The sequence below is a fragment of the Acetobacter lambici genome (assembly GCF_011516885.1).
Classification (GTDB): Bacteria; Pseudomonadota; Alphaproteobacteria; order Acetobacterales; family Acetobacteraceae; genus Acetobacter; species Acetobacter lambici.
Map to the genome: position 1 here is coordinate 52,700 of NZ_WOTD01000011.1, position 23,935 is coordinate 76,634.

The 23,935-nt window shown below is 57.4% G+C and carries 16 protein-coding genes and 1 pseudogene; 13 read left to right on the plus strand and 4 right to left on the minus strand.

The window, feature by feature from the left end; all coding sequences use genetic code 11:
- Nucleotides 1-32: 32 nt before the first annotated feature.
- The 8 genes from dnaE (at nucleotide 33) to parC (ending at nucleotide 11,995) form a co-directional block, all read left to right on the plus strand.
- The gene (gene dnaE / locus GOB86_RS07420) at nucleotides 33-3,452 is read left to right on the plus strand and encodes a DNA polymerase III subunit alpha (protein WP_165991719.1); all 3,420 of its coding nucleotides are present in this window, start codon (nucleotides 33-35) and stop codon (nucleotides 3,450-3,452) included.
- Nucleotides 3,453-3,455: 3 nt separating this feature from the next.
- Complete coding sequence (locus tag GOB86_RS07425) at nucleotides 3,456-4,832, plus strand: chorismate-binding protein (RefSeq protein WP_165991720.1); 1,377 nt, start codon at nucleotides 3,456-3,458, stop codon at nucleotides 4,830-4,832.
- Nucleotides 4,829-5,626, plus strand: coding sequence for an aminotransferase class IV (locus tag GOB86_RS07430; RefSeq protein ID WP_165991721.1), 798 nt, complete (start codon nucleotides 4,829-4,831; stop codon nucleotides 5,624-5,626). Before GOB86_RS07425 ends, GOB86_RS07430 begins: the two co-directional genes overlap by 4 nt.
- 168 nt (nucleotides 5,627-5,794) lie before the next feature.
- Nucleotides 5,795-6,901, plus strand: coding sequence for an aromatic ring-hydroxylating oxygenase subunit alpha (locus tag GOB86_RS07435; protein WP_165991722.1), 1,107 nt, complete (start codon nucleotides 5,795-5,797; stop codon nucleotides 6,899-6,901).
- A gap of 162 nt (nucleotides 6,902-7,063) precedes the next feature.
- Nucleotides 7,064-7,864, plus strand: coding sequence for a 30S ribosomal protein S2 (rpsB, locus tag GOB86_RS07440; protein ID WP_165991723.1), 801 nt, complete (start codon nucleotides 7,064-7,066; stop codon nucleotides 7,862-7,864).
- Nucleotides 7,865-7,996: 132 nt separating this feature from the next.
- Nucleotides 7,997-8,902 carry a translation elongation factor Ts gene (tsf, locus tag GOB86_RS07445; protein WP_165991724.1) on the plus strand — a complete coding sequence of 302 codons (906 nt, stop codon included), beginning with the start codon at nucleotides 7,997-7,999 and terminating at the stop codon, nucleotides 8,900-8,902.
- A gap of 39 nt (nucleotides 8,903-8,941) precedes the next feature.
- Nucleotides 8,942-9,700 (plus strand): DNA repair protein RecO, encoded by a 759-nt coding sequence (recO, locus tag GOB86_RS07450; protein ID WP_194301127.1) that lies wholly within the window; start codon nucleotides 8,942-8,944, stop codon nucleotides 9,698-9,700.
- A gap of 84 nt (nucleotides 9,701-9,784) precedes the next feature.
- The gene (gene parC, locus GOB86_RS07455) at nucleotides 9,785-11,995 is read left to right on the plus strand and encodes a DNA topoisomerase IV subunit A (RefSeq protein WP_165991726.1); all 2,211 of its coding nucleotides are present in this window, start codon (nucleotides 9,785-9,787) and stop codon (nucleotides 11,993-11,995) included.
- A 174-nt stretch (nucleotides 11,996-12,169) separates the two neighbouring features.
- On the opposite strand, the gene GOB86_RS07460 is transcribed toward parC, so the two are convergent.
- Nucleotides 12,170-12,943 (minus strand): arginyltransferase, encoded by a 774-nt coding sequence (locus tag GOB86_RS07460; RefSeq protein ID WP_165991727.1) that lies wholly within the window; start codon nucleotides 12,941-12,943, stop codon nucleotides 12,170-12,172.
- 74 nt (nucleotides 12,944-13,017) lie between these two features.
- The gene (gene hemB, locus GOB86_RS07465; protein WP_165991728.1) at nucleotides 13,018-14,022 is read right to left on the minus strand and encodes a porphobilinogen synthase; all 1,005 of its coding nucleotides are present in this window, start codon (nucleotides 14,020-14,022) and stop codon (nucleotides 13,018-13,020) included.
- 454 nt (nucleotides 14,023-14,476) lie between these two features.
- On the opposite strand from hemB, the gene glyA reads away from it, so the two are divergent.
- From glyA to GOB86_RS07485, 4 genes and pseudogenes are all read left to right on the plus strand, one after another.
- On the plus strand, nucleotides 14,477-15,766 hold the full coding sequence (glyA, locus tag GOB86_RS07470; RefSeq protein WP_165991729.1) for a serine hydroxymethyltransferase: 1,290 nt from the start codon (nucleotides 14,477-14,479) through the stop codon (nucleotides 15,764-15,766).
- A gap of 211 nt (nucleotides 15,767-15,977) precedes the next feature.
- Nucleotides 15,978-17,615, plus strand: a complete 1,638-nt coding sequence (locus GOB86_RS07475; RefSeq protein WP_165991730.1) for a hypothetical protein — start codon at nucleotides 15,978-15,980, stop codon at nucleotides 17,613-17,615.
- A gap of 416 nt (nucleotides 17,616-18,031) precedes the next feature.
- On the plus strand, nucleotides 18,032-19,021 hold the full coding sequence (locus GOB86_RS07480) for a glycosyltransferase family 2 protein (protein ID WP_165991731.1): 990 nt from the start codon (nucleotides 18,032-18,034) through the stop codon (nucleotides 19,019-19,021).
- A 329-nt stretch (nucleotides 19,022-19,350) separates the two neighbouring features.
- Nucleotides 19,351-20,076, plus strand: a pseudogene (locus GOB86_RS07485) (hypothetical protein); the annotation flags it as partial.
- Nucleotides 20,077-20,103: 27 nt separating this feature from the next.
- On the opposite strand, the gene GOB86_RS07490 reads toward GOB86_RS07485, so the two are convergent.
- Together GOB86_RS07490 and GOB86_RS07495 are read right to left on the minus strand one after the other, a co-directional pair.
- The gene (locus GOB86_RS07490; protein ID WP_165991740.1) at nucleotides 20,104-21,159 is read right to left on the minus strand and encodes a M14 family metallopeptidase; all 1,056 of its coding nucleotides are present in this window, start codon (nucleotides 21,157-21,159) and stop codon (nucleotides 20,104-20,106) included.
- 184 nt (nucleotides 21,160-21,343) lie between these two features.
- A complete protein-coding gene (locus GOB86_RS07495) occupies nucleotides 21,344-22,558 on the minus strand; it encodes a DEAD/DEAH box helicase (protein WP_165991733.1) in 1,215 nt (404 codons plus the stop codon).
- Nucleotides 22,559-22,691: 133 nt separating this feature from the next.
- Here GOB86_RS07495 and GOB86_RS07500 point away from each other — a divergent pair, with 133 nt between their 5' ends.
- Entirely contained in the window at nucleotides 22,692-23,723 is a 1,032-nt protein-coding gene (locus GOB86_RS07500; RefSeq protein ID WP_165991734.1) for a mitochondrial fission ELM1 family protein, read from the plus strand.
- Nucleotides 23,724-23,935: the final 212 nt, after the last annotated feature.

A 23,935-nucleotide genomic window follows, 5' to 3' on the forward strand; every position in this document is an offset into this window, starting at 1 on the left:
GAGGGGGGGCGGGCCTGTGCTATAGGGGGCGTATGTCCTACGCTGATTTTGTCCATCTTCGTGTGCACTCTGCTTACTCGCTTAGTCAGGGTGCAATCCGGGTGCCGGAAATTGCTTCTCTGGCGCAGGAAATGCGTATGCCTGCCGTGGCTATTGCCGATTCGGGCAATCTGTTCGGGGCGCTGGAATTTTCGCAATACTGCACAAAAAGCGGCATTCAGCCCATTATTGGTGGGCAGATCGGCCTGCCTGCCCGTAACGACAAGCCGGGTGCTCCGGCGGAGCCTGTCGTGTTGCTGGCGCAAAACGAAGTGGGGCTGGCCAACCTCCAGTTTCTCTCCTCCGAAGGGTTCAAAACATCCGACCCATCCGACCCGTTTGTGGGGATGGACGTTTTGTGCGAACGCGCCGAAGGGCTGATGCTGCTGACTGGCGGCACACGCGGCCCGTTGTTCCAGATGCTGGCCGAAGGGCAGAAGGACGAGGCCACACGTTGGCTGAGCCAATTGCACGAAGCGTTTGGTGACAGGCTGGTTGTGGAACTGCACCGCCATAATCTGGCGATTGAAAGAGCGGTGGAGCCGGGTGTAATCGGCCTTGCCAGCCAGTTTGGCCTACCCCTTGTGGCAACCAATGAGTGCTTTTTCCCCAAGCCCGAAATGTACGAGGCGCATGATGCGCTGGTGTGTATTGCCCAAGGCCGCACCATGGCGGAAAAAGACCGCTTTCGCGTAACGCCTGAACACTGGTTCAAGCCCCCGCAGATGATGCGCGCCCTGTTCGCGGACCTGCCCGATGCGTGTGACAACACGCTCGAAATTGCCCGCCGCTGCGCCATAAAGGTGGAAACACGCAAACCTCTGTTGCCCGTGTGCCCCAAGGTGCGCGAGGGCGCGACCGAGGACCAGACCCTGCGCGCCATGGCATGGGAAGGGCTGGAACGCCGCATGGCCACCATGACGCTGGATGAGGCGTTGCAGACCCGCTACCGCGAGCGGTTGACGTTCGAGCTGGATATTATCTCCAAAATGGGGTTCCCCGGCTACTTTATGATCGTGGCGGACTTTATTCAGTGGGCCAAGGCGCATGGCATTCCCGTGGGGCCGGGGCGTGGGTCGGGCGCTGGCTCGCTGGCCGCATGGGCGCTCACCATTACGGATATTGATCCTATCCCCTTTAACCTGCTGTTCGAACGGTTCCTCAACCCCGAACGTGTGTCCATGCCTGACTTTGATATCGACTTCTGTCAGGACCGGCGCGATGAGGTTATTGCCTATGTGCGGCGCGAATACGGGGCTGACCGCGTAGCCCAGATTATTACCTTTGGTAAGTTGCAGGCCCGCGCGGCCGTGCGGGACGTAGGGCGTGTGCTGGGCCTGCCTTACGGCATGGTCAACCGTGTGGCCGAGCTTATACCCAACAACCCCGCAAAGCCCGTTACACTCAAGGAGGCCATAGCGGGCGAGCCCAAATTGCAGGAAATGCGCGATAACGACGAGGCTTTGCGCAGACTGCTCGAAATTGCCCAGCAGTTGGAAGGCCTGTTCCGCCACGCCAGCACCCATGCCGCAGGTGTTGTGATCGGGGACCGTCCGCTGGTGGAACTGGTGCCGCTGTACCGAGACCCCAAGAGCGATACGCTGGTCACCCAGTATAACATGAAGTTTGTTGAGCAGGCCGGTCTGGTCAAGTTCGACTTTCTGGGCCTGACAACACTAACTATTCTCAAACGCGGTGTGGATTTTATCCACCGTATGGGCAAGGAGGTGGATCTGGCCTCCATCCCCCTGAACGATACGCGGACATACGACATGCTCAGCCGGGGGGATACGGCAGGCGTGTTCCAGTTTGAAGGCGCGGGCATGCGCGACGTGCTCAAACAGATGCGCCCCACCCGGCTGGAAGACCTGATTGCCGCCGTGGCCCTGTACCGCCCCGGCCCCATGGCCAACATTCCCGATTACTGCCGCCGGAAACATGGGGAGGCCTGGGAACCCCCGCACGAGGAAATCCGTGAAATTCTTGAAGAGACCTACGGCATTATGGTCTATCAGGAACAGGTCATGCAGATTGCCCAGAAAATGGCGGGCTACAGCCTTGGCGGGGCCGATCTGCTCCGCCGCGCCATGGGTAAAAAAATCCGCTCGGAAATGGACCACCAGCGCGAGATTTTTACAAAAGGGGCCACCGGTCGCGGCATTGACCACGACAAGGCGGTAGAGGTGTTCGACCTCATGGCCAAGTTTGCGGATTACGGGTTTAACAAATCCCACGCCGCAGCTTACGCCCTGGTCTCCTACCAGACCGCGTGGATGAAGGCGAACCATCCTGTGGCTTTCCTTGCTGCGTGTATGTCGCTTGCGCGTGAGCGGACGGAAAAGCTGGCAGCCCTGCGGCAGGAGGCCGAGCGCATGGGCATTAGCGTGCTGCCGCCAGACATCAACCGATCGGAGGCCGACTTTGCCGTGGAAGTTCTGCCGAATGGGGAATACGCTATTCGCTACGCACTGGCGGCAGTTAAAAAAGTTGGTTTTGGAGCCATGGAGGTTCTGGTCGCAACAAGGGGGGATAAACCCTTTGCCGATCTGGCCGATTTTGCAACGCGCATAGACCCCAAGCACATCAACCGCATGCAAATGGAAAATCTGGCCAAGGCCGGGGCATTTGAATGTCTGGATAAAAACCGCGCCCGTGTCTTCCATTCCGCCGACGCACTGTTGCGCCGTGCCCATAGTCAGGCGCAGGAGGCTGCGTCCGGGCAGATTGGCCTGTTCGGTGGTGGGGGAGAGAAAGAACCCTTGCGACTGGCCGAGGGACCGGACTGGCCAGAGTTTGAAAAACTGGCGATGGAGGCAGAAGCTATTGGCTTCCATATGACTGCTCACCCGCTGGATTCCTACGGCTCCGTGTTGCGCAGGTTGGGGGTTATCAAGTCCTCCCAACTGCTGTCGGCGGCGGAAGCGGGGGTGGGCCGTGTTAAAATTGCAGGGTGTGTTGTGGACCGTAAGGAGCGCCCGACCCGAACAGGCAACAAAATGGCTTGGGTGCGCCTGTCCGATGCCACAGGTGGGTGCGAGGTCACGGTGTTTTCCGAAGTGCTGACTCGTGTGCGGGAAAGTCTGGTGGCCGGGCGCGCCGTGCTGGTTACGGCAGAACTCAAGCTGGAGGGCGAGGCCATGCGCATTACCGCGTCCGACATTGTGGAGTTGGAGCAGGCCGCCGCACAGGGCCAGAGCGAAATGCGGATATGGCTGGAAAAGGAAGATGCCCTGCCAGCCCTGCAAACCGTGTTGAGCGAACAAAAAGGTGGTGCAGGCCGTATTGTATTGCTCCCCGGCGTGGCCGAAAGCTGCGATGTGGAAATCCGGCTGCGCGGGGGCTACAAGGTTACTCCGCTACTGGGGCAGAAGCTGCGTACACTGGCGGGTATCTCTCGCGTGGAGCAGGTCTGACCCGTGGCATGGGTGCGTGCACTGCCATGGCGGGAGCCTGATACGGTTCTGGCTATGTGGGGGAGCGCGCCATGGTGCGTTCTGCTCGATAGTGGTGGTGCGCTCGATGGGCGTAACCGTTGGCAGATATTCTGCCATAACCCACGGCATACCCTGCTTGTTTTTGCAAACAGGGTTGAGCTGGATGGCGTGCCGCAGGCTTTTGGCGCGCCTGAGCAGATACTGGATAGTCTTCGTAAAATTCAACAGGATTACCAAGGGGATGCCCCAGAGGGTGATCTGCCGTTTTGCGGGGGCTGGGTAGGTTTTGCCAGCTATACGTTTGGCATGGCGTTGCAGGGTATTCCCTCCCGCCAGACAGGTGCTGACGAACCTGTGTTTGCCGCCGCTTTTTATGATCATGCCTATGTGTGGGACCGGACAACCCGGCGTGCGGCCCTTACCGGTCTGGAACGCGGTGCGCTGGCCCCACAAACCTGTGACAGGGCCGAGGCCCGGTGGCACGCCCTGCCCGAACAGGGCGTGCCGCTCCCGCCCGTGCAGCCCCTGCCTTTACGGGCCAGCCAGATGCGGGCCGCTTATTGTCAGGCTGTGAGTGCTGCGCAAAATTATATAGCGCAGGGGGATATTTTTCAGGTCAACATGACCTGCCAGCATGTGGCTGACCTGCCCGCTAGCGTTTGTACGCCCGGCCTGTATCGCAGGTTGCGGCGGGCTGCCCCAGCACCCTTTGGGGCTTATTTGTCCTGCGGGGAGGGGTTTTCCATTCTTTCCTGCTCACCAGAGCGTTTTTTGCAGGTCGATTGCAACGGGCACATTGCCACCCGCCCCATAAAAGGCACAGCCCCGCGTGGGCAGACAGAGGCCGAGGACCAGCATCTGGCCCAAAATCTTGCGCGTGATGACAAGGAACGCGCCGAAAACCTGATGATAGTAGACCTGATGCGCAACGATATCGGGCGCGTGGCCCGTATTGGCAGTGTGAGTGTGCCCGAATTATGGGCGGTGGAACGGTTTGCGCATGTGCATCACCTTGTCTCGGAAGTGCGAGGGCACCTGCGGCAGGAGCACGACGTGTTTGACCTGCTGGCGGCCACCCTGCCGCCCGGCTCTGTAACAGGTGCGCCCAAACACAGGGCCATGGAAATTATTGACGAACTCGAAGCCACCCCCCGGGGGGCCTATTGTGGCACGCTTTTCTGTATTGGTGTGGACGGACGAATGGACAGTTCAGTCATTATCCGCAGCTTTGTGGCCCATGCGGGGCAACTGCGCATGGGCACGGGGGGAGGAATTACCATGCTGTCCGACCCGCAAAAGGAATATGAGGAAATGCGGCTTAAACTGGCACCCTTTGCCGCCTTTGCGGAGGGAGTATGATGTTTGTCTGGCTCAATGGCCGCCTTTGCACGCAGGCCGAAGCCCGCATAAGCCCCGCCGACAGAGGGTTTACGCTGGGCGATGGTGTGTTCGAGACCATGCGTGTTGTAGGGGGGCGGGTTTTGCATCTGCCCCTGCATATGGCGCGGCTGGCAGCAGGGGGGAATGTTCTGGGCATGGCCGTGCCTGCGGCTGAAGAGGTACAGGCTGCGGCTGCGATGTTGCTGAAGGCCTGCGGGTTGGATAACGCCGTGCTGCGGCTGAGTGTGGCGCGCGGGGAAGGTCCGCGGGGGCTGCTCCCCCCCGAACATGCACACCCGACCGTGCTGCTGACGGCGGTGCCGGGTGTTTTTTCCGTCTCGTCCATACAGGTCATTACCAGCCGCCTGATCCGGCGGGATGAGGCATCGCCTCTGTCTTATATTAAAAGCCTGAACTACCTGCCCGGTATTCTGGCCCGGCAGGAGGCCGCACGGCTGGGTGCGCAGGATGCGCTTTTGCTCAACACGCACGGAAGGGTGGCGGAAAGCACAATCAGCAACCTGCTTGTGGCAACGCCAGCGGGGCTGGTCACGCCCTATGTGGCCGAAGGTGCGCTGGCGGGAATTGCCCGCCAGATTCTGCTGGAGCGGAATCTGGTGCGCGAGGGAGTGCTTACCCCGTCCGATCTAAGGTGTGCGGGGGGGATGTGGTTGGTCAATTCCCTCTCGCTCCGGGTGGTGCGCGCGCTGGATGGGCAGGACCTGCGGGTGGATGATGCCCTGAGCACGCAACTGGAGCACTGCCTGCGGTAGAATGTATAAGCCGGGTTTGATTTATGTCCTTTTCGTCTGGAGGGCAGACATGCGACGATAAGGGCTTGTGCAGACCCGGCGGAATGCTCAATCGTTCGCCCGTCCTTTTCAGGCCGGAATGATATGCATCGGAACAGCCGGCCTGTGGTATTCTGATGAGGTGACACCATGCAACAGGCAACAACAGCCACGGAGCAACCGGCGGAGCAGGGTAATGCCCCCCGCTATGATCTACGGCAGATCGATGTTGATCCCAATTTCTGGTACCCTGTGGCATGGTCGGCCAAGGTGCGGAAGGGTAAGGCCTTTGCCGCGCGCTTTGCAGGCCACCCCATTGCGCTGATCCGCCCCGAATATGGCCCGGTCTATGCGCTGGAAGACCGCTGTGCCCATCGTCAGGTCCCGCTGAGCAAAGGTGTGGTGGACGACAAGGGCTGCGTAAAGTGCTGCTACCACGGCTGGGCGTTTGACCAGCAGGGCAAGTGCGTGACCGTGCCCTACCTGAACAAGGAAGGCGTTGGCCGCCCGGTCAAGGCCTATCCCTGCCGCGAAAAAAGCGGGCTGATCTTCATATTCCCCGGCGACCCCGATCTGGCCGACAAGGTGCCCGTGCCCGATATTGCACAGGTGGGGAACCCCGAATACAAGACCCGCCAGTTCAGCCCGCGCCTGAAGTGCCATTACACGTTCATGCACGAGAACCTGATGGACATGAACCACCAGTTCCTGCATCGCCGCCAGATGGGCTCCATTACCGCCCGCTTTTTGGGGCAGGACAAGGGCGAAAACTTTATGGAGGCGCGCTACAGCTTTGCCCGCAAGGGCGGCAACCAGCCGCTGGCCGAAGCCCTGATTTTTGGCAAGCACCATGATGATGGCCGCGAACAGCCGGTGGAAGAAGTCGTGTCCATCCGCACCACATACCCGTATCAGACGCTCCAGATCCACGATAAGGACGGAGACCTGATCATGGACCTGTGGGCATGCTACCTGCCGTTGGGGGAAACCCAGCAGGTTACTCAGGCGTTTGGTCTGTTGTCGGTTAAAAAGCCCAAATGGACTTTTCTGCTGGATATTGCATGGCCAGTGCTGGGCCTGTTCACGCATCGCATCTTTGAAGAAGACCGCGAAATTGTGGAAATGGAACAGAACGCATGGCGCGAACTGGGTGGGGACCATAACGTAGAGGTGTTCCCCGTGGTTAAAAGCCTGCGCGAGCTGCTGGCCCGCAGTGGTGTGCCCAACCGCTACGCCAAACCGCTCAAGCAGGACTGAACACACTTTTTGGCCTTGCCCGTTCGGCCAAAAAACGCCATATAGAGCCGCCCCGGCGTAGGCCGGGGTACAACACACGCGGGGCCATACACCTCTGGTGCCCAGCAAAATGGCTGGGTGGTGTCTCGCGGAGGTTTAACCAGTTAGGTAGGAATACGCCCCATGGCGATGCCCGATTTCACACTGCGCCAGCTGCTTGAAGCTGGTGTTCACTTTGGTCACCACACCCGTCGTTGGAACCCGCGCATGGCGCCGTTCCTGTTTGGCGTGCGTAACCAGGTTCACATCATCGACCTTCAGCAGACCGTTGGCCTGCTTGACCGCGCCCTTAAGGCGATTCGTGATGTTGTAGCCGGTGGTGGCCGCGTTCTGTTCGTTGGCACCAAGCGCGCCGCACAGGACCCGATTGCAGAAGCAGCCCGCCGTTGCGGTCAGTATTACGTCAACCATCGCTGGCTGGGCGGCATGCTCACCAACTGGAAGACCATTCAGGGTTCCATCAAGCGCCTGCGCCAGATTGAAGAAACGCTCGACGGCGTAACTTCCGGCCTGACCAAGAAGGAAGTGCTGGAACTGACCCGCCAGCGCGACAAGCTTGAACGCTCCCTTGGTGGTATCAAGGAAATGGGTGGTCTGCCCGACGTGCTGTTCGTGATCGACACGAACAAGGAAAAGCTGGCAATTGAAGAAGCCAACAAGCTGGGTATCCCGGTTGTGGCCATTCTGGACAGCAACTCCGACCCGCGTGGCGTGACCTACCCGGTCCCCGGCAACGATGACGCCATTCGCGCCATTGGCCTGTATTGCGACCTCGTCTCCGCTTCCGTGCTCGATGGCATTTCCGCCGAGCTGGGTGCTGCGGGCCATGACGTGGGTGCAGAGGAAGAACTGCCGGTTGAACCCGCTCTGGAAGCGGCCCCGGTGGCAGCTCCGGTGGCTGAAGAAGCTCCGGCAGCAGGCTAAAGCCTTTAAAAAACAGCCCGGTTTCGACCGGGCTGTTTTTTTGCATGAGATGCCTGTGTTTTTTGCAGGCAACGGAATGTTCTGCCGCGCGCCCTGCCAAGGGCGCGTTGCGGTTTTCTAAGGAGTAGGAATATGGCGGAAATTACCGCAGCATTGGTCAAGGAACTGCGCGAAAAGACCGGCGCAGGCATGATGGATTGCAAAAAAGCGCTGAACGAAGCGCAGGGTGATATTGAAGCCGCCATTGACTGGCTGCGCACCAAGGGCCTTGCCGCCGCCGCCAAAAAATCTGGCCGCGTGGCAGCAGAAGGTCTGGTTGCCGTGGCTTCTGGCGACAAAGCCGCCGCCATGGTGGAAGTGAATGCCGAAACCGACTTTGTTGCCCGTAACGAAGCGTTCCAGAACTTTGTGGAATCCGTTGCCAAGGTTGCACTCAAGGTTGGTGACGATCTGGAAGCCATTAAGGCCGCAACGCTGGACACGGGTCGCACCGTGGCAGACGAACTGACCCACCTGATCGCCACCATTGGCGAAAACATGACCCTGCGCCGCGCTCGCGTGTTCACCGTGTCTTCGGGTGTTGTGGCAACCTACGTGCATGGCGCGCTGCGCCCCGGTCTGGGCAAAATTGGCGTTCTGGCGGCTATTGAAGCCCCGACGGCTGATGAAGCCATTGAACAGCTTGGTCGTCAGGTTGGCATGCACGTTGCCGCCACCCGCCCGTCCGCGCTGGATGTGAGCAGCCTGAACCAGGAAGAAGTCGAGCGTGAACGCGCTGTTCTGATCGAACAGTCCCGCGCATCCGGCAAGCCCGAAGCCATTATTGAAAAGATGGTCGAAGGCCGTATCCGCAAGTTCTACGAAGAAGTTGTTCTTCTGGAACAGGTCTGGGTGCACGATGGCGAAACCCGCGTGAAGGACGTTGTTAAAAAAGCTGGCGTCAAGCTGGCTGGTTTTGACCGCTTCCATCTGGGTGAAGGCATTGAAAAGACCGTTGATGACTTTGCCGCGGAAGTGGCCAAGGTCTCCGGCGTCTAAGACCGGGTCTTTTGCATGTTGAACAAGGGCGGGACTTCTCTGGAAAGGGAGGCTCCCGCCCTTGTTGTTTTTGTGGCCCCACAAGGCGAGAGTAGTGCTCGGGTCCATATGCTGACAGAGGCGGACGGGCTGGTGCGCGCACTGGCTTACGGGGGTGCCAGCCGCGCTGGCCGCGCTCTGTGGCAACCGGGCAATGTGGTCAAGGCCCGGCTGATGCAGCGGGGGGAGGGGGCGCCCACACGGGTCTCAGGCGAACTGCTGTACGGGTGTGCCGCGCGTATTCTGAGCATGCCGCTCGCACTGGCCATGATGCAGTCGGTCTGTGTTCTGGCGGATGCAACCTTGCCCGAGGGTGAGCCATGCCCCGCTTTTTTTGGCGCCACACTCAAACTTCTTTCCTTTATCGGCTACAGCCCCGATGTTGCGGAGCAGACCGGCCTGCCCAATTATATTGAGTGGGAACTGGCCCTGCTGGACGTGCTGGGCTTTGGGCTGGACCTGAGCCGTTGCGCCGCGACCGGGCAAACGCAGGGCCTTGCCTATGTCTCCCCCCGCACCGGGCGCGCAGTCAGCGTGGAAGGGGCAGGGGCGTGGAAGGACCGGCTATTACCGTTACCCGCTTTTTTGCATGACCCCACACAGGCAAGCAGTTGGTCTGACTGGCTGGATGGCCTGCGCCTGAGTGGGCATTTTCTGGCGCGTGATGCGTTTGGCCAACGGCACCTGCCCCTGCCTGCTGCCCGGCAAAGGCTGGTAGCACGCGTGGAAAAGCTGGTAGCGGACACGAACACACCCTGAACTGCGCACCAAGGCTGGCACAACTCGGCCTGTGGCGGTATGTCTGGGCCGGAACACATCGCACCGTTTTTTCTGGGGCAGAGCATGAACGAGACATTTGAAGGCCATATTGAGGAGACAAAACTGGCAGATGCGCTAAGCGAGCGTTATCTGGCCTATGCTTTGTCCACCATCATGTCGCGCTCGCTGCCTGATGTGCGCGATGGGCTCAAACCCGTACACAGGCGGCTGGTTTACGCCATGCACCAGCTCAAGCTGGACCCTGCCTCGGGGTTTAAAAAATGCGCGCGTGTGGTGGGTGATGTTATTGGTAAGTTCCACCCCCATGGCGATGCCTCGGTGTACGAGGCACTTGTGCGTCTGGCGCAGGATTTTGCCGCCCGCTACCCGCTGGTGGAGGGGCAGGGCAACTTTGGCTCGATTGATGGCGATAACGCCGCCGCCATGCGGTACACGGAAGCCCGCCTGACCGAAGTAGCCGTGGCCCTGCTGGACGGGATTGAGAGCGACGCGGTGGATTTCCGCCCCACTTATGATGGTGAGGAGCAGGAACCCATTGTGCTGCCAGCGGCTTTTCCCAACCTGCTGGCCAATGGCGCTGCGGGTATTGCCGTGGGTATGGCCACCAGTATTCCCCCCCATAACGCGGCAGAGGTCTGTGCCGCCGCCGCCCTGCTGGCCCGCAGTCCGGCTTCCACAACACAGGACCTGCTTGCCCTTATGCCAGGGCCGGACTTCCCTACCGGCGGGCTGATTGTGGAGGACGCCTCCGCCATTTTGCAGGCGTATGAAACCGGGCGTGGCGGTTTTCGCATGCGTGCGCGCTGGGCCGTGGAGCAGGGGCGGTTTGGCACATGGCATATTGTGGTGTCGGAAATTCCGTATCAGGTGCAAAAATCCCGCCTGATCGAACTGGTGGCTGATCTGCTGGAGCAGAAAAAACTCCCGCTGCTAGGTGATATCCGCGATGAAAGCACGGACGAAATCCGCCTGATTCTGGAGCCCAAAACACGCGGGATCGAACCCGAAGTGCTGATGGAAACAATGTTCCGCGCCACACCGCTGGAAAGCCGTTTCCCCCTGAACATGAACGTGCTTGGAGCCGACCGCTCGCCCGGTGTGCTGGGGCTTAAGCAGGTGTTGCAGGCATGGCTGGACCACAGGCACGAGGTACTGGAGCGCCGCAGCCGCCACCGCCTTGCCGCCGTGGAACGCCGGCTGGAAATTCTGGCAGGCTTTTTGATCGTTTACCTTAATCTTGATGAGGTCATTCGCATTATCCGTGAGGAGGACGACGCCAAGGCCAGTCTTATGGCCACGTTCAGCCTGACTGACATGCAGGCCGAATCCGTGCTGAACATGCGCCTGCGCAGCCTGCGCCGCCTGGAGGAAATGGAAATCCGCAAGGAGCATGATGCTCTTTCGGCCGAAAAAGCCGATCTGCTTGCCTTACTGGGGGACGAAAAACAGCGCTGGAAGCAGATCGGGCAGGAACTCGACAAAATGGTCAAGGTGTTTGGCAAGGGCCGTGTTGGCCCACGGCGCAGCACCATTCTGTCCGCTCCCAAGCCGGTCGATATTTCGGTTGTGGAAACAGTGGAGCGCGAACCGCTGACCATGATCCTCTCCCAAAAAGGGTGGGTGCGGGCCATTAAGGGCCACAATGTTGATCTGGAGGCCCAGAAGTTCAAGGAAGGCGATGGGCTCAAACTGGCTCTTCCCTGCCAGAGCACGGACAGGCTGTGCTTCTTTGCCACCGATGGCCGGGCCTTTACGGTCAAGGGGGCGGACCTGCCGCGTGGGCGTGGTGATGGCCAGCCCGTACGCCTGCTGGTTGATCTGTCCAATGACGAGGAACTGCTCGCAGTCTTTGTGTTGGAGGAGGGCGGTAAACGCCTTGTTGTTTCCAGCGCTGGTCGTGGCATGGTGGTGGAGGATGATGCCCTTGTGTCCGAAAAGCGGTCGGGGCGGCAGGTGCTCAACCTCAAGGGGGATGATTCCGCGCAGTTGTGCATTCCCGCACAGGGCGATCATGTGGCGGTTCTGGGCGATAACCGCCGGTTTCTGATCTTTCCGCTCGACCAACTCCCAGTGATGGGGCGTGGCCTTGGGGTTGCGTTGCAAAAATATGCCGATGGCGGAAAGCTGCGTCAGGCCATGGTGTTTGCCGCGTCCGAAGGGCTGGTCTGGCCCGGTGCCGTGCGGTGCCGCGGTATGGCGGATTTGCAGGACTGGCTGGGCAAACGTGCGGGTGCAGGCAAGCTTGCGCCAACATGGGCGAACAAAAAAAGCTGAGTGGTGGGGGCCATACTCTGGCCGCAGGGGCGCGCGTTATATGGCAGCCAGATGGGGCACGGAAGGTGCGGTCCCTACTACAGCACTACCAAGCTGCGGAGAGCGTGCGGGGCACTGCTACCCGCCGGGTTTTATGCCCATGCTTAGCAGACGCCCGCCCCCGTGGGGGAGAGGTCAGAACAACGGGGCATCGGGGAATAGTCCGTGCCGCTTTGTATCGACTGGCTGATCCGGGTCTAGTGGCCGCCATGCATCATGGCGCAGGATTTCGGCAGGACGGAAGCGGCTTTTATAGGCCATTTTGGGGCTGCCCGGAATCCAGTAGCCCAGATAAAGATAGGGCCGACCGAGCAGAAATGTCTGGCGGATTAGAAAAAGCACAACATAAACGCCCAGTGAGCGGGTGGTCTGTTGCGGATCGTAAAAGCTGTATACGGCTGAGAGCCCATCATTGAGCGTATCGGTCAGGCTAACGGCGATCAACTTCTGGTCCGGTGTGCGGAATTCTATGATCTGCGTATCAACCGTGGTTTCTTCCACCATAATCCGGTAGTCGCGTGGCCCCATATTTGCCATGTCGCCGTCTGCGTGGCGGGTATTCAGGTACTGGCGGAACAGGTCGTACTGTTCACCCGTGGCGGTTGGGGGCAGGAGGGTCGCACTCAGGTCCGTGTTACGGTTCCATGCCCGTTTTTGCGTACGGTTGGGGGTAAAATCCGCAACTGGCAGACGGATGGGAATGCAGGCCGAGCATCCTTCGCACAATGGTGCGTAAGCCAGCGTGTGGCTGCGGCGGAAGCCTGTGGCGGACAGGCGGCTGTGCAGGGTATCCGCATCGGGGACGGCCAGATCAGCCAGAATCTTGCGTTCCATGCGCGCGGGCAGATACGGGCATGGCTGGGCGGTGGTGGTATAAAAAAACTGCGGGTTGCGCAGTGGTGGTGTCATGGTCGGCAATCCAGGATGCATGGCGGGCCAGCAGAACTGGCCCGCTTATGCCCGGCATGGGCCAGGCTTGGTGGTTACAGGCCCGACCTTTCCCGAATGTGCTGTGCGGCTTCAATGGCAAAATACGTGAGTACGCCATTGGCGCCAGCGCGGCGGAAGGCCATCAGGCTTTCCATGATGGCGCGGTCGCGGTCGAGCCAGCCATTGTTGATGGCTGCCATGAGCATCGCATATTCTCCAGAGACCTGATACGCAAAAGTCGGCACGCTGAAGGTGTCTTTTACGCGGCGGATAATATCCAGATACGGCATGCCGGGCTTGACCATGACCATGTCCGCCCCTTCGGCAATATCCATTTCCACTTCGCGCAGGGCTTCGTCGCTGTTGGCGGGGTCCATCTGGTAGGTTTTTTTGTCCCCCTTCAGCAGACCGCCAGAACCCAGCGCATCACGGAACGGGCCGTAAAAAGCGGAGGCATATTTGGCAGCGTAGGACATGATGCGGGTATTGATCAGGTCGTTGGCATCAAGGTCCTGCCGGATGGTGCTGATGCGGCCGTCCATCATGTCCGATGGGGCAATAATATCCACACCTGCCCGAGCCTGATTAACGGCCTGCTGGGACAAAATCTGGACCGAGGCCTCGTTTACCACGTAACCATCCTCGATCACGCCGTCATGGCCGTGGCTGGTGTAGGGGTCGAGTGCCACGTCCCCGATCAGGGCCATGTCCGGGAATTCTTTTTTCAGCAACCGGGCGGCACGGCACATCAGGTTGTCGGGGTTGAGTGCCTCGGTCCCGACTTCGTCGCGCGCATCGGCCGGGGTGATGGGGAACAGGGCAAGGGCTGGAATACCCAGTTTTGCGGCAGGTTCCACATGCTTTGCAAGCCGGTCAAGTGTTACGCGGTGTGCGCCGGGCATGGAGGATACCTCGGTTGTAACACCCGTACCTTCCATGAAAAAAATCGGCCAGATCAGGTTGCTGATGCCCAGTGAGTTTTCGGCAACCAGGCGGCGTGTCGCATCGTCAAACCGGTTGCGGCGCGGGCGGGTCAAAGGGAAACGACCAGCCATCATGGGCGGGATCTCCTTGCGCGGTGTCTGCCATGGGGCGGGCGGGTGGCCCGGTTGCCTATGGCAGCAAACAGGGGTGAACAAAACCGGGGGAGTATGCGCTCCTGCTCCTGTTATGCAACCCCGGCCGGGCAAGGATCAGCTCCGATCTGGGCGTGGGTGCAACCGTGGCGGTGGAGTGGGGTTTAAATACCGCCAGAGGTCACGCGTTATTCAAACTCTGGCCGTGCCTGCACCGGCGGGGGGCTGGAGTGGGTGGGTTCTGCTTTTTTTGCATTTTTTCTCCTGTCAGGGGCGCGCGGAACGGGGTAAGAGAGCATCCAGTGCTTTTGTCTGTTATGGAACAGGCCTTGGGCATGCCCTGAAAGGGGTATGTTAAAAGCGTAGTGATTGACCGCCATCTGCCGTCCGGCAGGCATGTTGCCAAACGACAGTTTGATTTTGAGGGAACACCCGAATGAGCCACACGGATCTGGACCGTTTTTTTCATGCGCCGCTGACCCAGACGGATCCGGACGTTGCGTCCGCCATTGCCGCAGAACTGACCCGCCAGCAGGACGGCATTGAACTGATCGCCAGCGAAAACATGGCCTCCGAGGCCGTTTTGCAGGCACAGGGCAGTGTGCTGACCAACAAATATGCCGAAGGTTATCCCGGCCGCCGCTACTATGGTGGTTGCGTGGAAGTGGACAAGGTGGAAACTTTGGCCATTGAACGTGCAAAAACGCTGTTTGGCGCGGGTTTTGCCAATGTGCAGCCCCATTCGGGCGCCAACGCCAATCAGGCGGCGTTCATGGCCATGGGCAAGCCGGGTGACACGGTTCTGGGCATGAGCCTTGCCGCTGGTGGGCATCTGACGCATGGCGCTGCTCCCAACTATTCGGGCAAATGGTTCAATGCCGTGCAGTATGGCGTTCGCCAGCAGGACGGTATTCTGGACTACGAACAGATGGAAAGTCTTGCGCGCGAACACAAGCCTTCCATCATTGTGGCTGGTGGTTCCGCTTACCCCCGCATTATCGACTTTGCCCGTTTCCGCCGTATTGCGGACGAAGTGGGCGCGTTGCTGATGGTGGATATGGCCCATTTTGCGGGTCTGGTTGCTGCTGGTCTGTACCCCAACCCGCTGGAATATGCGGATATTGTGACCTCCACCACGCACAAAACCCTGCGTGGCCCGCGTGGCGGCCTGATCCTGACCAACAGCGAAGTTCTGGCCAAAAAGATTAACTCTGCCGTGTTCCCTGGCCTGCAGGGTGGCCCGCTTATGCATGTGATCGCTGGCAAGGCCGTGGCGTTTGGCGAAGCCCTGCTTCCTGAGTTCAAGGAATATCAGAAAGCAGTGCAGAAGAATGCCGCCGTTCTGGCCGAAGTGCTGGTCGAACGTGGGTTTGATATTGTGACCGGGGGAACGGATTCCCACCTTCTGCTGGTTGACCTGCGGCCCAAAAAGGTGACCGGTAAGGCTGCCGAGCAGGCGCTGGAACGCGCAGGCATTACCGCTAACAAAAATGCCATTCCGTTTGACCCGGAAAAGCCCGCCATTACCTCTGGTGTGCGTCTGGGCAGCCCGGCGGCGACGGCTCGCGGTTTCCGTGAGGAAGAGTTCCGTCAGGTTGGTGAAATGATTGACGAAGTGCTGACAGCCCTTGCCGCCTCGGGTGGGGAAGGCGATGCCGTTGTGGAAAACGCAGTGCATGAGCGCGTAAAGGCTCTTTGTGCGCGCTTCCCCATCTATGCGCATTAATTCACGTATACATCTGTAGTGTAAAAAGGACGCGGGAGATTTCTCCCGCGTCTAGAATGGCTGTATTTGCTGAGTATGTGAATGACCTGAGAGTGGGGGGCAAAGAGTATTAGATTTTTTTGGTCAATTAAAATAAACCCATTCTGTCTAATAGATCATTGTTGGAAACTTGTAGGGCTTCAATCTTATGTCGAACAAATTAAGAGCATATATGACGATATTATTTGGATTTTTATTTTTATCTGCTCTATCGGCAATATATGTCTCAATGGAAAGCAATATATACTATTGGGATTTTGCGACTGGTTTTTCGGAAGCAAATCATTTAAATAATTTATATCATTCTCATCCAATCAAGGCGGTTGGGAAAATATTTTCTTCAATATGGAAATCTGATTATAATTATTTTTCAGCAATTATCCCATCAATATTTATATATTTGATAAAAAATCAAAGAGAGATATATATACAAACGATATTATTAATTTACTGTGTGCCTTTTTCAGCTTTGTTTGTATACATTTTTTCAAAAGTGATGGGAACACATAAACTCTTAGATATTCTGTTCCCTTTGTTCCTTGTAATGACAAACATGGTCGTTGTGGGAACAATTTTACGTGGTTTTCCAGATGTGGGAGGACTTATTTTTATAGAATATGCAATTATTCTTGCTATATCAGTCGATTATTCTAAAAATATATGTATTAAAAAGGCAATTCTCTTGGGAGTCTCCTTATGGATGGCTTTTCTTTTTAGGCGCTGGTATGCCTATACTATTGTTACACTTTATATTTCTCTTCCGGTTTTTAATTATTTCTATTTCAATATGCGCGGAAATTACGGGAAAATTGTTAATTCTGTAAAAAACTTCTGTATCGCGGGGGTGTCCTCGGTCGTTATGCTTCTGGTCTTCCAGTTTGGTCTGCTGCTGAAGATTTTGAAAACAGATTACTCCATTGCCTATACGGCATATAAAAAGCCACTAAATTATTCCATTGATTCAGTTTTGAATGGGTTTGGATATTATGTTTTGCCCATTTTTATTTTTGGAATTATTTTTATGTTAATGGAAAAAAATAAAAAAATTCAACTCTATATATCATTTTGTTTTTTCAATTTAATATTGTCCATGGTTTTGTTCTTCAGAACGCAATCTCCTGATATTCATCATATTCTTCCATTTTCATTTTGGATGATGATGATTGCGGCATACGGAGCATTCTGTATTTTCAATAGAGTTCGGGGCGGGGGAGTGTTGCGGGCTATTTCGTGTGTTTATATGCCTGTAGCTCTCATTATAGCGCTTTTTTGTGATCGCCCGTATCATGTTCCGCTGCTTCGTCTTGTTTTGCCCATGCAGTTTCCGCCGCTCCATATTGATAACTTCCAGACTTACCAACAGTTGGTCGATGATCTGAAGCGTGATTATGCACCATATGGTTCTATAGCTATTTTGAGCTCAGGCTTTGTTTTGAATACAAGCATGGTCGAGAATATCAGTAATTATCACCTTGTTACAGAAAACATTGCCCACGTGGATTTGCGGGATCATTTTAATCCAGTATTGTTGAATGCAAAATACGTGGTGATTGTTAGTCCGGTTCAGACGGACCTGCCTGCGGTCTATCAACGTGTCATTACTGTTCCTGCGTATGAAATACTGAATACGCGTGGTGTTGGTAAAAGCTATAAAAGGGTCGGGCATAGTTATGAGCTAAGGCCCAATGTTTACGCTTACATTTATGAAAAATTTGAGTCTTTTTCTGCGGAACAAATTTCTTATTTTAATCAGGAGTTATATGCGTATTACCCGGATTGGGAAAAGAAACATTATGGATACAAGGAATAGTCTCTCTAAAATCTGTGTCTATCGTTCGGATATGGAGCCCTTGCCGAGGCCGGGTGCGTAAATCTGCTCATCATGAACGACAATCCGGTCAATCCTGATGTGTTGTGCTTCAAAAAAGGGGTATGAGAGGGGCTGGTGCAGGTTCTTATAAGATCCTGCGTCTTTTTACGTCGGCACGTGAAGCTATGAATGCGTGTAGCCGTGAATGGATAAAAAATTGCCACGGTCTTTTGTGTCTTCGCGGTATAATGTTGCAGCACACGCTGACACGGAGCACAAAAAATGAATTTTACGGGACAGCATATACAATAGAAAAAAATGAAATAAATACAATCTCTAAGCCTTGGATAACGGGGGAGGCCTGAAGTCCAGAGTAGTATTTTTAACCAGTGTCAGAGTCGAGTGTAAGTAATTTTATGGACGTTTCCAAATCATTTTCAGCCGACATTAAGGTCGTGGTTCTAGTTCCATGCTATAATGAAGAGGTCACTATTGCCTCGGTTGTCCATGGTTTTCGCGCTGTACTGCCCAATGCACCAATTTATGTTTATGATAATAATTCCACAGACCAGACGGTAAAAGTAGCGCGGGAAGCGGGTGCCATTGTTCGCTCTGAATCGCTTCAGGGTAAGGGCTACGTTATCCGGCGTATGTTTTCCGATATCGACGCAGATTTTTATATTCTGGTGGACGGAGATGCGACCTACGAGGCCGCTGCCGCGCCGGATATGCTCAACATGGCTTATGCCAATGGGCTGGACATGGTGAATGGCGCACGCATAACAGACCGCGTGGATGCTTACCGCCGGGGGCATGTGTTGGGTAACAAGGTTTTAACCGGGCTTGTGACGAGCGTATTCGGGCGCAGGTTGTCCGACATGCTCTCGGGCTACCGGGTTTTTTCCCGCAGGTTTGTAAAGTCTTTTCCCGCCCTGTCTTCGGGGTTTGAGACGGAAACCGAATTTACAGTCCATGCGCTGGAGCTTGCCATGCCCATTGGTGAGCGGCCCACCCGCTATGTGGAGCGGCCACCGGGCTCTGCCTCCAAGCTCAAAACCTATAGTGATGGCTGTCGTATTCTCGGCATGATCATCAATCTGGTTAAGCAGGAACGGCCCTTGATGTTCTTCACCATCATCGGGTTGATTGTGCTGATTGGTGGTATTGGTCTGGGCCTGCCTGTTGTGCTGGACTTTTTCCGCACGGGGCTGGTGCAGCGCCTGCCCACGGCTGTTCTGGCCATGGGCATGGTCATACTGGCCGTCTTTTCCATGGGCTGCGGTCTTATTCTGGATAGTGTTGCATTGGGGCGGAGGGAGGTCAAACGTCTGGCTTACCTTGCCCTGCCCGCTCCCCCCCGCATGGCCGAGGGGCAGGCAACCGGGTCTCCTCAGGTAGAAGCCTAAAGTTTCTCAGAATTTGACGGGTAAGGGACTTTCTAACGCTCAGACCATAAGAGCATGACTGATAAGGGCCTCTTCTGTGATTACGAAGCGAAAATTACTCTGCACGCTAGCTGGTGCGCCATTACTTGCACTGGAGGGCTGCTCACAAGGGCAAACAAAGGGTAACTGGCAGTTTTACAAAGGAAATCCAGTTTTAGGAGGTCAATACGGCGTATGTTTTGACCCCTGCGTCATGCTGGAGAACACAGTTTACCGCATGTGGTTTTCGTGGCGGCTCAAGCGCGGCATTGCGTATAGCGAAAGCCATGACGGCATAACACTGGTCTCCCCCACAGCTTGTGCTTGTTGCGGACGCAGAGCAGAAAGACTACACAAATATCAATCGCTGCACGGTTATCAGGCGCGATAATCTGTACCATATGTGGTTTACTGGTCAGACCGAAACGCATTCATCCATTTACTACGCCACAAGCCCGGATGGCCTGCAATGGACAAAAGTCCAGTCCGATCCAGTACTTTGGCCTGAGAAAGCGTGGGAAAAAACGTCTGTTATGTGTCCCGATGTCATTGTGGACGAGCAGACCGGGCAGTTGCGCCTTTATTATTCTGCCGGTGAGCAATATGAACCCGACGGGATCGGGCTGGCCACAAGTACGGATGGTAAAACATGGCAGAAATTACCTGCGCCCATTTTTACACCCGACCCCAACCACTCATGGGAGCGGGCCAAGGTAACGGCATGTGATGTTCATTACCTTAATGGCTGGTACTATATGTTTTATGTCGGCTTTGCGGATGTTGATCACGCGGCAATATGCTTAGCCAGATCCCGCAATGGTATTGATCAGTGGGAAAGGTTGCCGAGCAACCCAATTCTGGCCCCTCCTGGCCGATTGAGCTATTTTAAATGGGACCGGGATGCCATTTACAAACCAGCCGCCGTGCTGACCGACAAGGGGTGGGTCATGTTCTATAACGCCCGCCGTCATCATCTCGAAAAGATCGGCATGGCCACTCATGAAGGGCAGTCCCTAGGCTTTAGGGACGATATGTGAGCAGCTCTTTGGCCTGAACTGCAAGGTTCAGGCCTGAGTTTGAAGGATGCGCGCCAGCCGGACCGCCGTATGCCCACGGCGGGGGCGCAGGTTGGGTATGACCAGCATGCAGTTGTCGTACGGGGTGCGGATTTCGTCCATGCCATCAACGGCAATCAGGGTTCCCGCAGTTTCAATAATATCCCCCCCCGCATAAGGGCGGAGGAAGGCAAAGCCCGCCGTATGGGCCTCCACGCAGTCGGTGACCACGGCATTTACGCCGGGTTGGTGGGGTGTGCAGGGTAAAGGTAGGGCCATACCGTGCGGAGCCATGCCATGCTGGGCCATAAAAGTGCTGGCCATGCTCAGGCTGTGCCGGGCCGCACTGCGGGTCCAGTGCTGCCCGGCTTCCAGCAGGCAGGCGCGGGCTGTGCCTGTGGGGGTGGAGAATCTCTCGTAATCAATCAGCCTTGGTCCGGTGGGGTGGCCGTGGTCCAGCACAACCTGTGGGGGTGTGGCCTGTGCGGAGGCCAGCGTGTCGGCCATGCGCAGGTTCCGCTCCGCCATGCTGGTCAGGAGCAGGGTGGCTGACGGCCATGTCATGGAGTGCAGGTCCAGCAGCACATCCACTGTGTCGATCACGGGTAAAAGTTCGCGCACCCGCCGCATTTCCAGCGATGAATGTGCCGAGCGAATGAGTTCGGGCATCCACAGCCTGTTCATGTCCTCCTCAATATAACGGAACTGGGAGGGGCGGCGCGGGTCAAACGCCGCATAGGCTTCCAGATTGAGAAAAATCAGGCTCAGACGCCCCTGTGTGGGGCTGGGTGACGTGGCCAGTAAATGGGCAAGGGCCTGTGCTCCGGCATATTCGTTGCCGTGCATCAGGGCTGTAATGGCAACATGCGGGCCGGGTCTGTGGCTTTCAAAATGATGCACCCCCTTTATGCCGCAGTTCCCCTGCACCCACGGAGTCAGGTCTGGTGGCGGGTCTTGCGGTGGTGCGTGGGGGAGTGGGGGCGGGGGAGGCGGCAGGGCTTCAGACAGGGTGCGGAAGCGATAAGAGCTTTTGCCACCCCGCTTGCGTTTGGAGGCACAGCTCATGGGTGCCCCGGCGCGTTGCAACGGAGTGTTGCCCAAAAAGTCCGGCACGATGGGTGAGGGAGGAAAAAACTGCACCACATGCTCCCGAGTATGGTTCGGGTTTGGCGTGGCTGCAATCCCCTCCCTGCCGGTGTTTGGGGTTGGGTTGGGTTTTGGTCCTTGAGCCCCGTGGGGGGCAGGTGGGTTATGCGCTGGTGGTTCTGGTGCGCTCCTTGCCCGCGCGCGGGCGCATTACAGGCGGAAGAGCCTGCTCGGGGCTGAGGACACGCAGTTTGACATGCGCGCCCACCTCCACCTGCCGCAGGTTCTTGCGCTCCGCCCCCGAGCACAGGGTTAGCGCGGAGCCTTTCTGCCCCGCGCGGCCTGTGCGGCCAATGCGGTGCAGGTAGGTCTCGGGCTGTTCAGGCACATCGTAGTTGATCACCTGCGTGACCGAGGCAATATCCAGCCCTCGGGCGGCCACATCGGTTGCCACCAGAATGAACAGGCGGCCAGAGCCAAAGCTGGCCACTGTGCTGGTGCGTTTGTCCTGCGTCAGATCGCCGTGCAGGGGGGCTACGGCCAGCCGTGCTTTTTTAAGGGTTGCGGCCAGTACGTCCGCCTCGGCCTTGGTGCGCACAAACACAATGCTGCGTGTTTTGGGGCTGCGGCCAAAAAAGGTTTTGAGAAACGCGGTTTTCTGCTCGTCTTCCAAAAACAGCACACCCTGACGGATGGCAGGACGTTCCTCGGGGGGCTTTTCAACGCTCAGTTCAACCGGTTTGTACACAATGCTGACCAGCATTGTTTTGCACGCAGCAGGCATGGTGGCGGAAAAAGCCAGAGTCTGGCGCGGTGTGGGCAGGTAGTTGAGGATGGTCCGGGTTTCCTCATCAAACTCGTGGGAGAACAGGCGGTCGCACTCATCCATGACCAGTTGGTAGCAGTCCGACAGGTCACACGTGCCCGTGCCAATAAAGTCCAGCAGGCGGCCCGGTGTGGCTATGAGAATGCGCGTAAAGCCACTGCTCTGGATAAGTTCGGAGCCCTGTTCATCCCGGTCCGCGCCGCCAAAGAGGCAGATAATGGGCGGGTTACGGGACTGGCTGCCCGCCGTTTTTTTGCCGCTCTCGCCCAGACATGTGCGAAAAACCTTGGCGGTTTGCAGCACCAGCTCACGCGTGGGCACCATAACCAGCAGCGTGCGCGGTTTGCGCGCCTTGAGCAGCCTGTGCAGCATGGGTAGCGCGTAGGCCGCCGTTTTGCCCGTGCCGGTCGGGGCTGTGGCCAGAATGTCCCGCCCTTGCAATGCCGCGGGAATGGCGGCCAGCTGGATGGGGGTCGGATGTGCCATGCCTGCCTGTTGTGCGTGGGCGCAAAGGGCTGGGGACAGACCCGTCTCCTTAAAGCTAGCGGACATACTGTTGCCTTTCTCGTGGTCTGGAATGCGTACAAGGTGCCTTGCTTTTAAAGGCAATCCGGTTGCAAGGACAAAGCGGACCATGCAGGGCGCGTGGTTGCAAAGGCCGATGTGTAGCGGAGGAATGCGCGTTATGGCGAGCGCAATGTATGCAGGTGCGCAAACTGGTTCAGACCCGACCGAGGTTTTGGACCGCGCGGCACCCCACGCTTTTGTGGTGGGGGAGAATTTTGCCGGCATGCGTTCGCAGGCATTGGGGCTTGCCCACCGTGCCGGGTGGGACGGTACGTTCCAGCCCGTATGCCCCAGCCGTGTTGCGCGTGTGGCGCTGGCTGGCCCGCGTTGGCTTGGTCGTTCCTGCCTGCGTGGCAGCAGTGGGCAGACGCTGGAGTCCCACACCGATCTGCTGCGTTCGGATGTGGTGATCAGCATTGGCGGCAAAGGGGGCGCTATTGGCGCGGCCCTGCGCTCGCACCATCGCCCGGTGGTGCAGATTCAGAACCCTCGCCAGTCCCTTGCCCGCTTTGATCTGATTCTCGCCTGCCGTCATGATGATATTTCTGGCCCCAACGTTCTGCTCGGCCGCACCGCCCTGCATGGGCTGACACCAGAGGAACTCGAACATGCCAAGCAGGAATGGGAGCCACGGCTGGCCCATCTGCCCCGCCCGCTGGTGGCGGCACTTGTTGGCGGGTCCAATGGGCGCTTTCAGCTAGGCGAGGCCGAGGCCCGCAGGCTTGCCCACGTGCTGGTGCAGACCCGGCAGGATGAAGGTGGCAGCCTGATTGTGACCGCCTCCCGCCGAACGGACCCGAAGGCGCTTGCCGCGCTGAAGGAAATTATAGAACCCGCAGGCGGCTTTGTCTGGGATGGGGAGGGGGATAACCCCTATATCGGGCTGATCGCCTGTGCGGACAATCTGCTGGTGACCATAGATAGCGTGTCCATGATGTCCGAATCCGTGGCGGGGCGTGCGCCGGTCACGGTTTTTCCGCTCCCCGGCAAATCCCGCCGTATCAACGAATTTGTGGAAGAGCTGGAACTGGCCGGGCGTGTGCGTGTGCTGGGTGAGAGCGCGACCCGCCTGCCCACGCCATGGTATGTTACCCCGCTGGATGACACGCCTGAACTGGTGGAAGAAATGCACAATAGGCTCGGGTTTTAAGCTGCCCGTAAAGGCAGTGCGGGGCCGCGCGCTGGTGTAACAGATGGCAGGTTAGGCTACGGCCCCGTGGCCTGCATATGGCGCGTGTGGCTAAGCACCTTATACCAACCATTGTTTGGCCTGACTCACGGGGTACCCATCGGTTTAAAAATGTGATTCACAGGATGCTGACCATTCTCTGAAGGAGGCATTCTGGATGGGCAGCCCTCTGT

Excerpts from the sequence above, each read along its gene's own strand:
- dnaE (WP_165991719.1), top strand. The coding sequence starts at position 33 with ATGTCCTACGCTGATTTTGTCCATCTTCGTGTGCACTCTGCTTACTCG.
- GOB86_RS07430 (WP_165991721.1), top strand. The coding sequence starts at position 4,829 with ATGATGTTTGTCTGGCTCAATGGCCGCCTTTGCACGCAGGCCGAAGCC.
- GOB86_RS07435 (WP_165991722.1), top strand. The coding sequence starts at position 5,795 with ATGCAACAGGCAACAACAGCCACGGAGCAACCGGCGGAGCAGGGTAAT.
- rpsB (WP_165991723.1), top strand. The coding sequence starts at position 7,064 with ATGGCGATGCCCGATTTCACACTGCGCCAGCTGCTTGAAGCTGGTGTT.
- tsf (WP_165991724.1), top strand. The coding sequence starts at position 7,997 with ATGGCGGAAATTACCGCAGCATTGGTCAAGGAACTGCGCGAAAAGACC.
- parC (WP_165991726.1), top strand. The coding sequence starts at position 9,785 with ATGAACGAGACATTTGAAGGCCATATTGAGGAGACAAAACTGGCAGAT.
- GOB86_RS07460 (WP_165991727.1), bottom strand. The coding sequence starts at position 12,943 with ATGACACCACCACTGCGCAACCCGCAGTTTTTTTATACCACCACCGCC.
- hemB (WP_165991728.1), bottom strand. The coding sequence starts at position 14,022 with ATGATGGCTGGTCGTTTCCCTTTGACCCGCCCGCGCCGCAACCGGTTT.
- glyA (WP_165991729.1), top strand. The coding sequence starts at position 14,477 with ATGAGCCACACGGATCTGGACCGTTTTTTTCATGCGCCGCTGACCCAG.
- GOB86_RS07475 (WP_165991730.1), top strand. The coding sequence starts at position 15,978 with ATGACGATATTATTTGGATTTTTATTTTTATCTGCTCTATCGGCAATA.
- GOB86_RS07480 (WP_165991731.1), top strand. The coding sequence starts at position 18,032 with ATGGACGTTTCCAAATCATTTTCAGCCGACATTAAGGTCGTGGTTCTA.
- GOB86_RS07490 (WP_165991740.1), bottom strand. The coding sequence starts at position 21,159 with ATGAGCTGTGCCTCCAAACGCAAGCGGGGTGGCAAAAGCTCTTATCGC.
- GOB86_RS07495 (WP_165991733.1), bottom strand. The coding sequence starts at position 22,558 with ATGTCCGCTAGCTTTAAGGAGACGGGTCTGTCCCCAGCCCTTTGCGCC.
- GOB86_RS07500 (WP_165991734.1), top strand. The coding sequence starts at position 22,692 with ATGGCGAGCGCAATGTATGCAGGTGCGCAAACTGGTTCAGACCCGACC.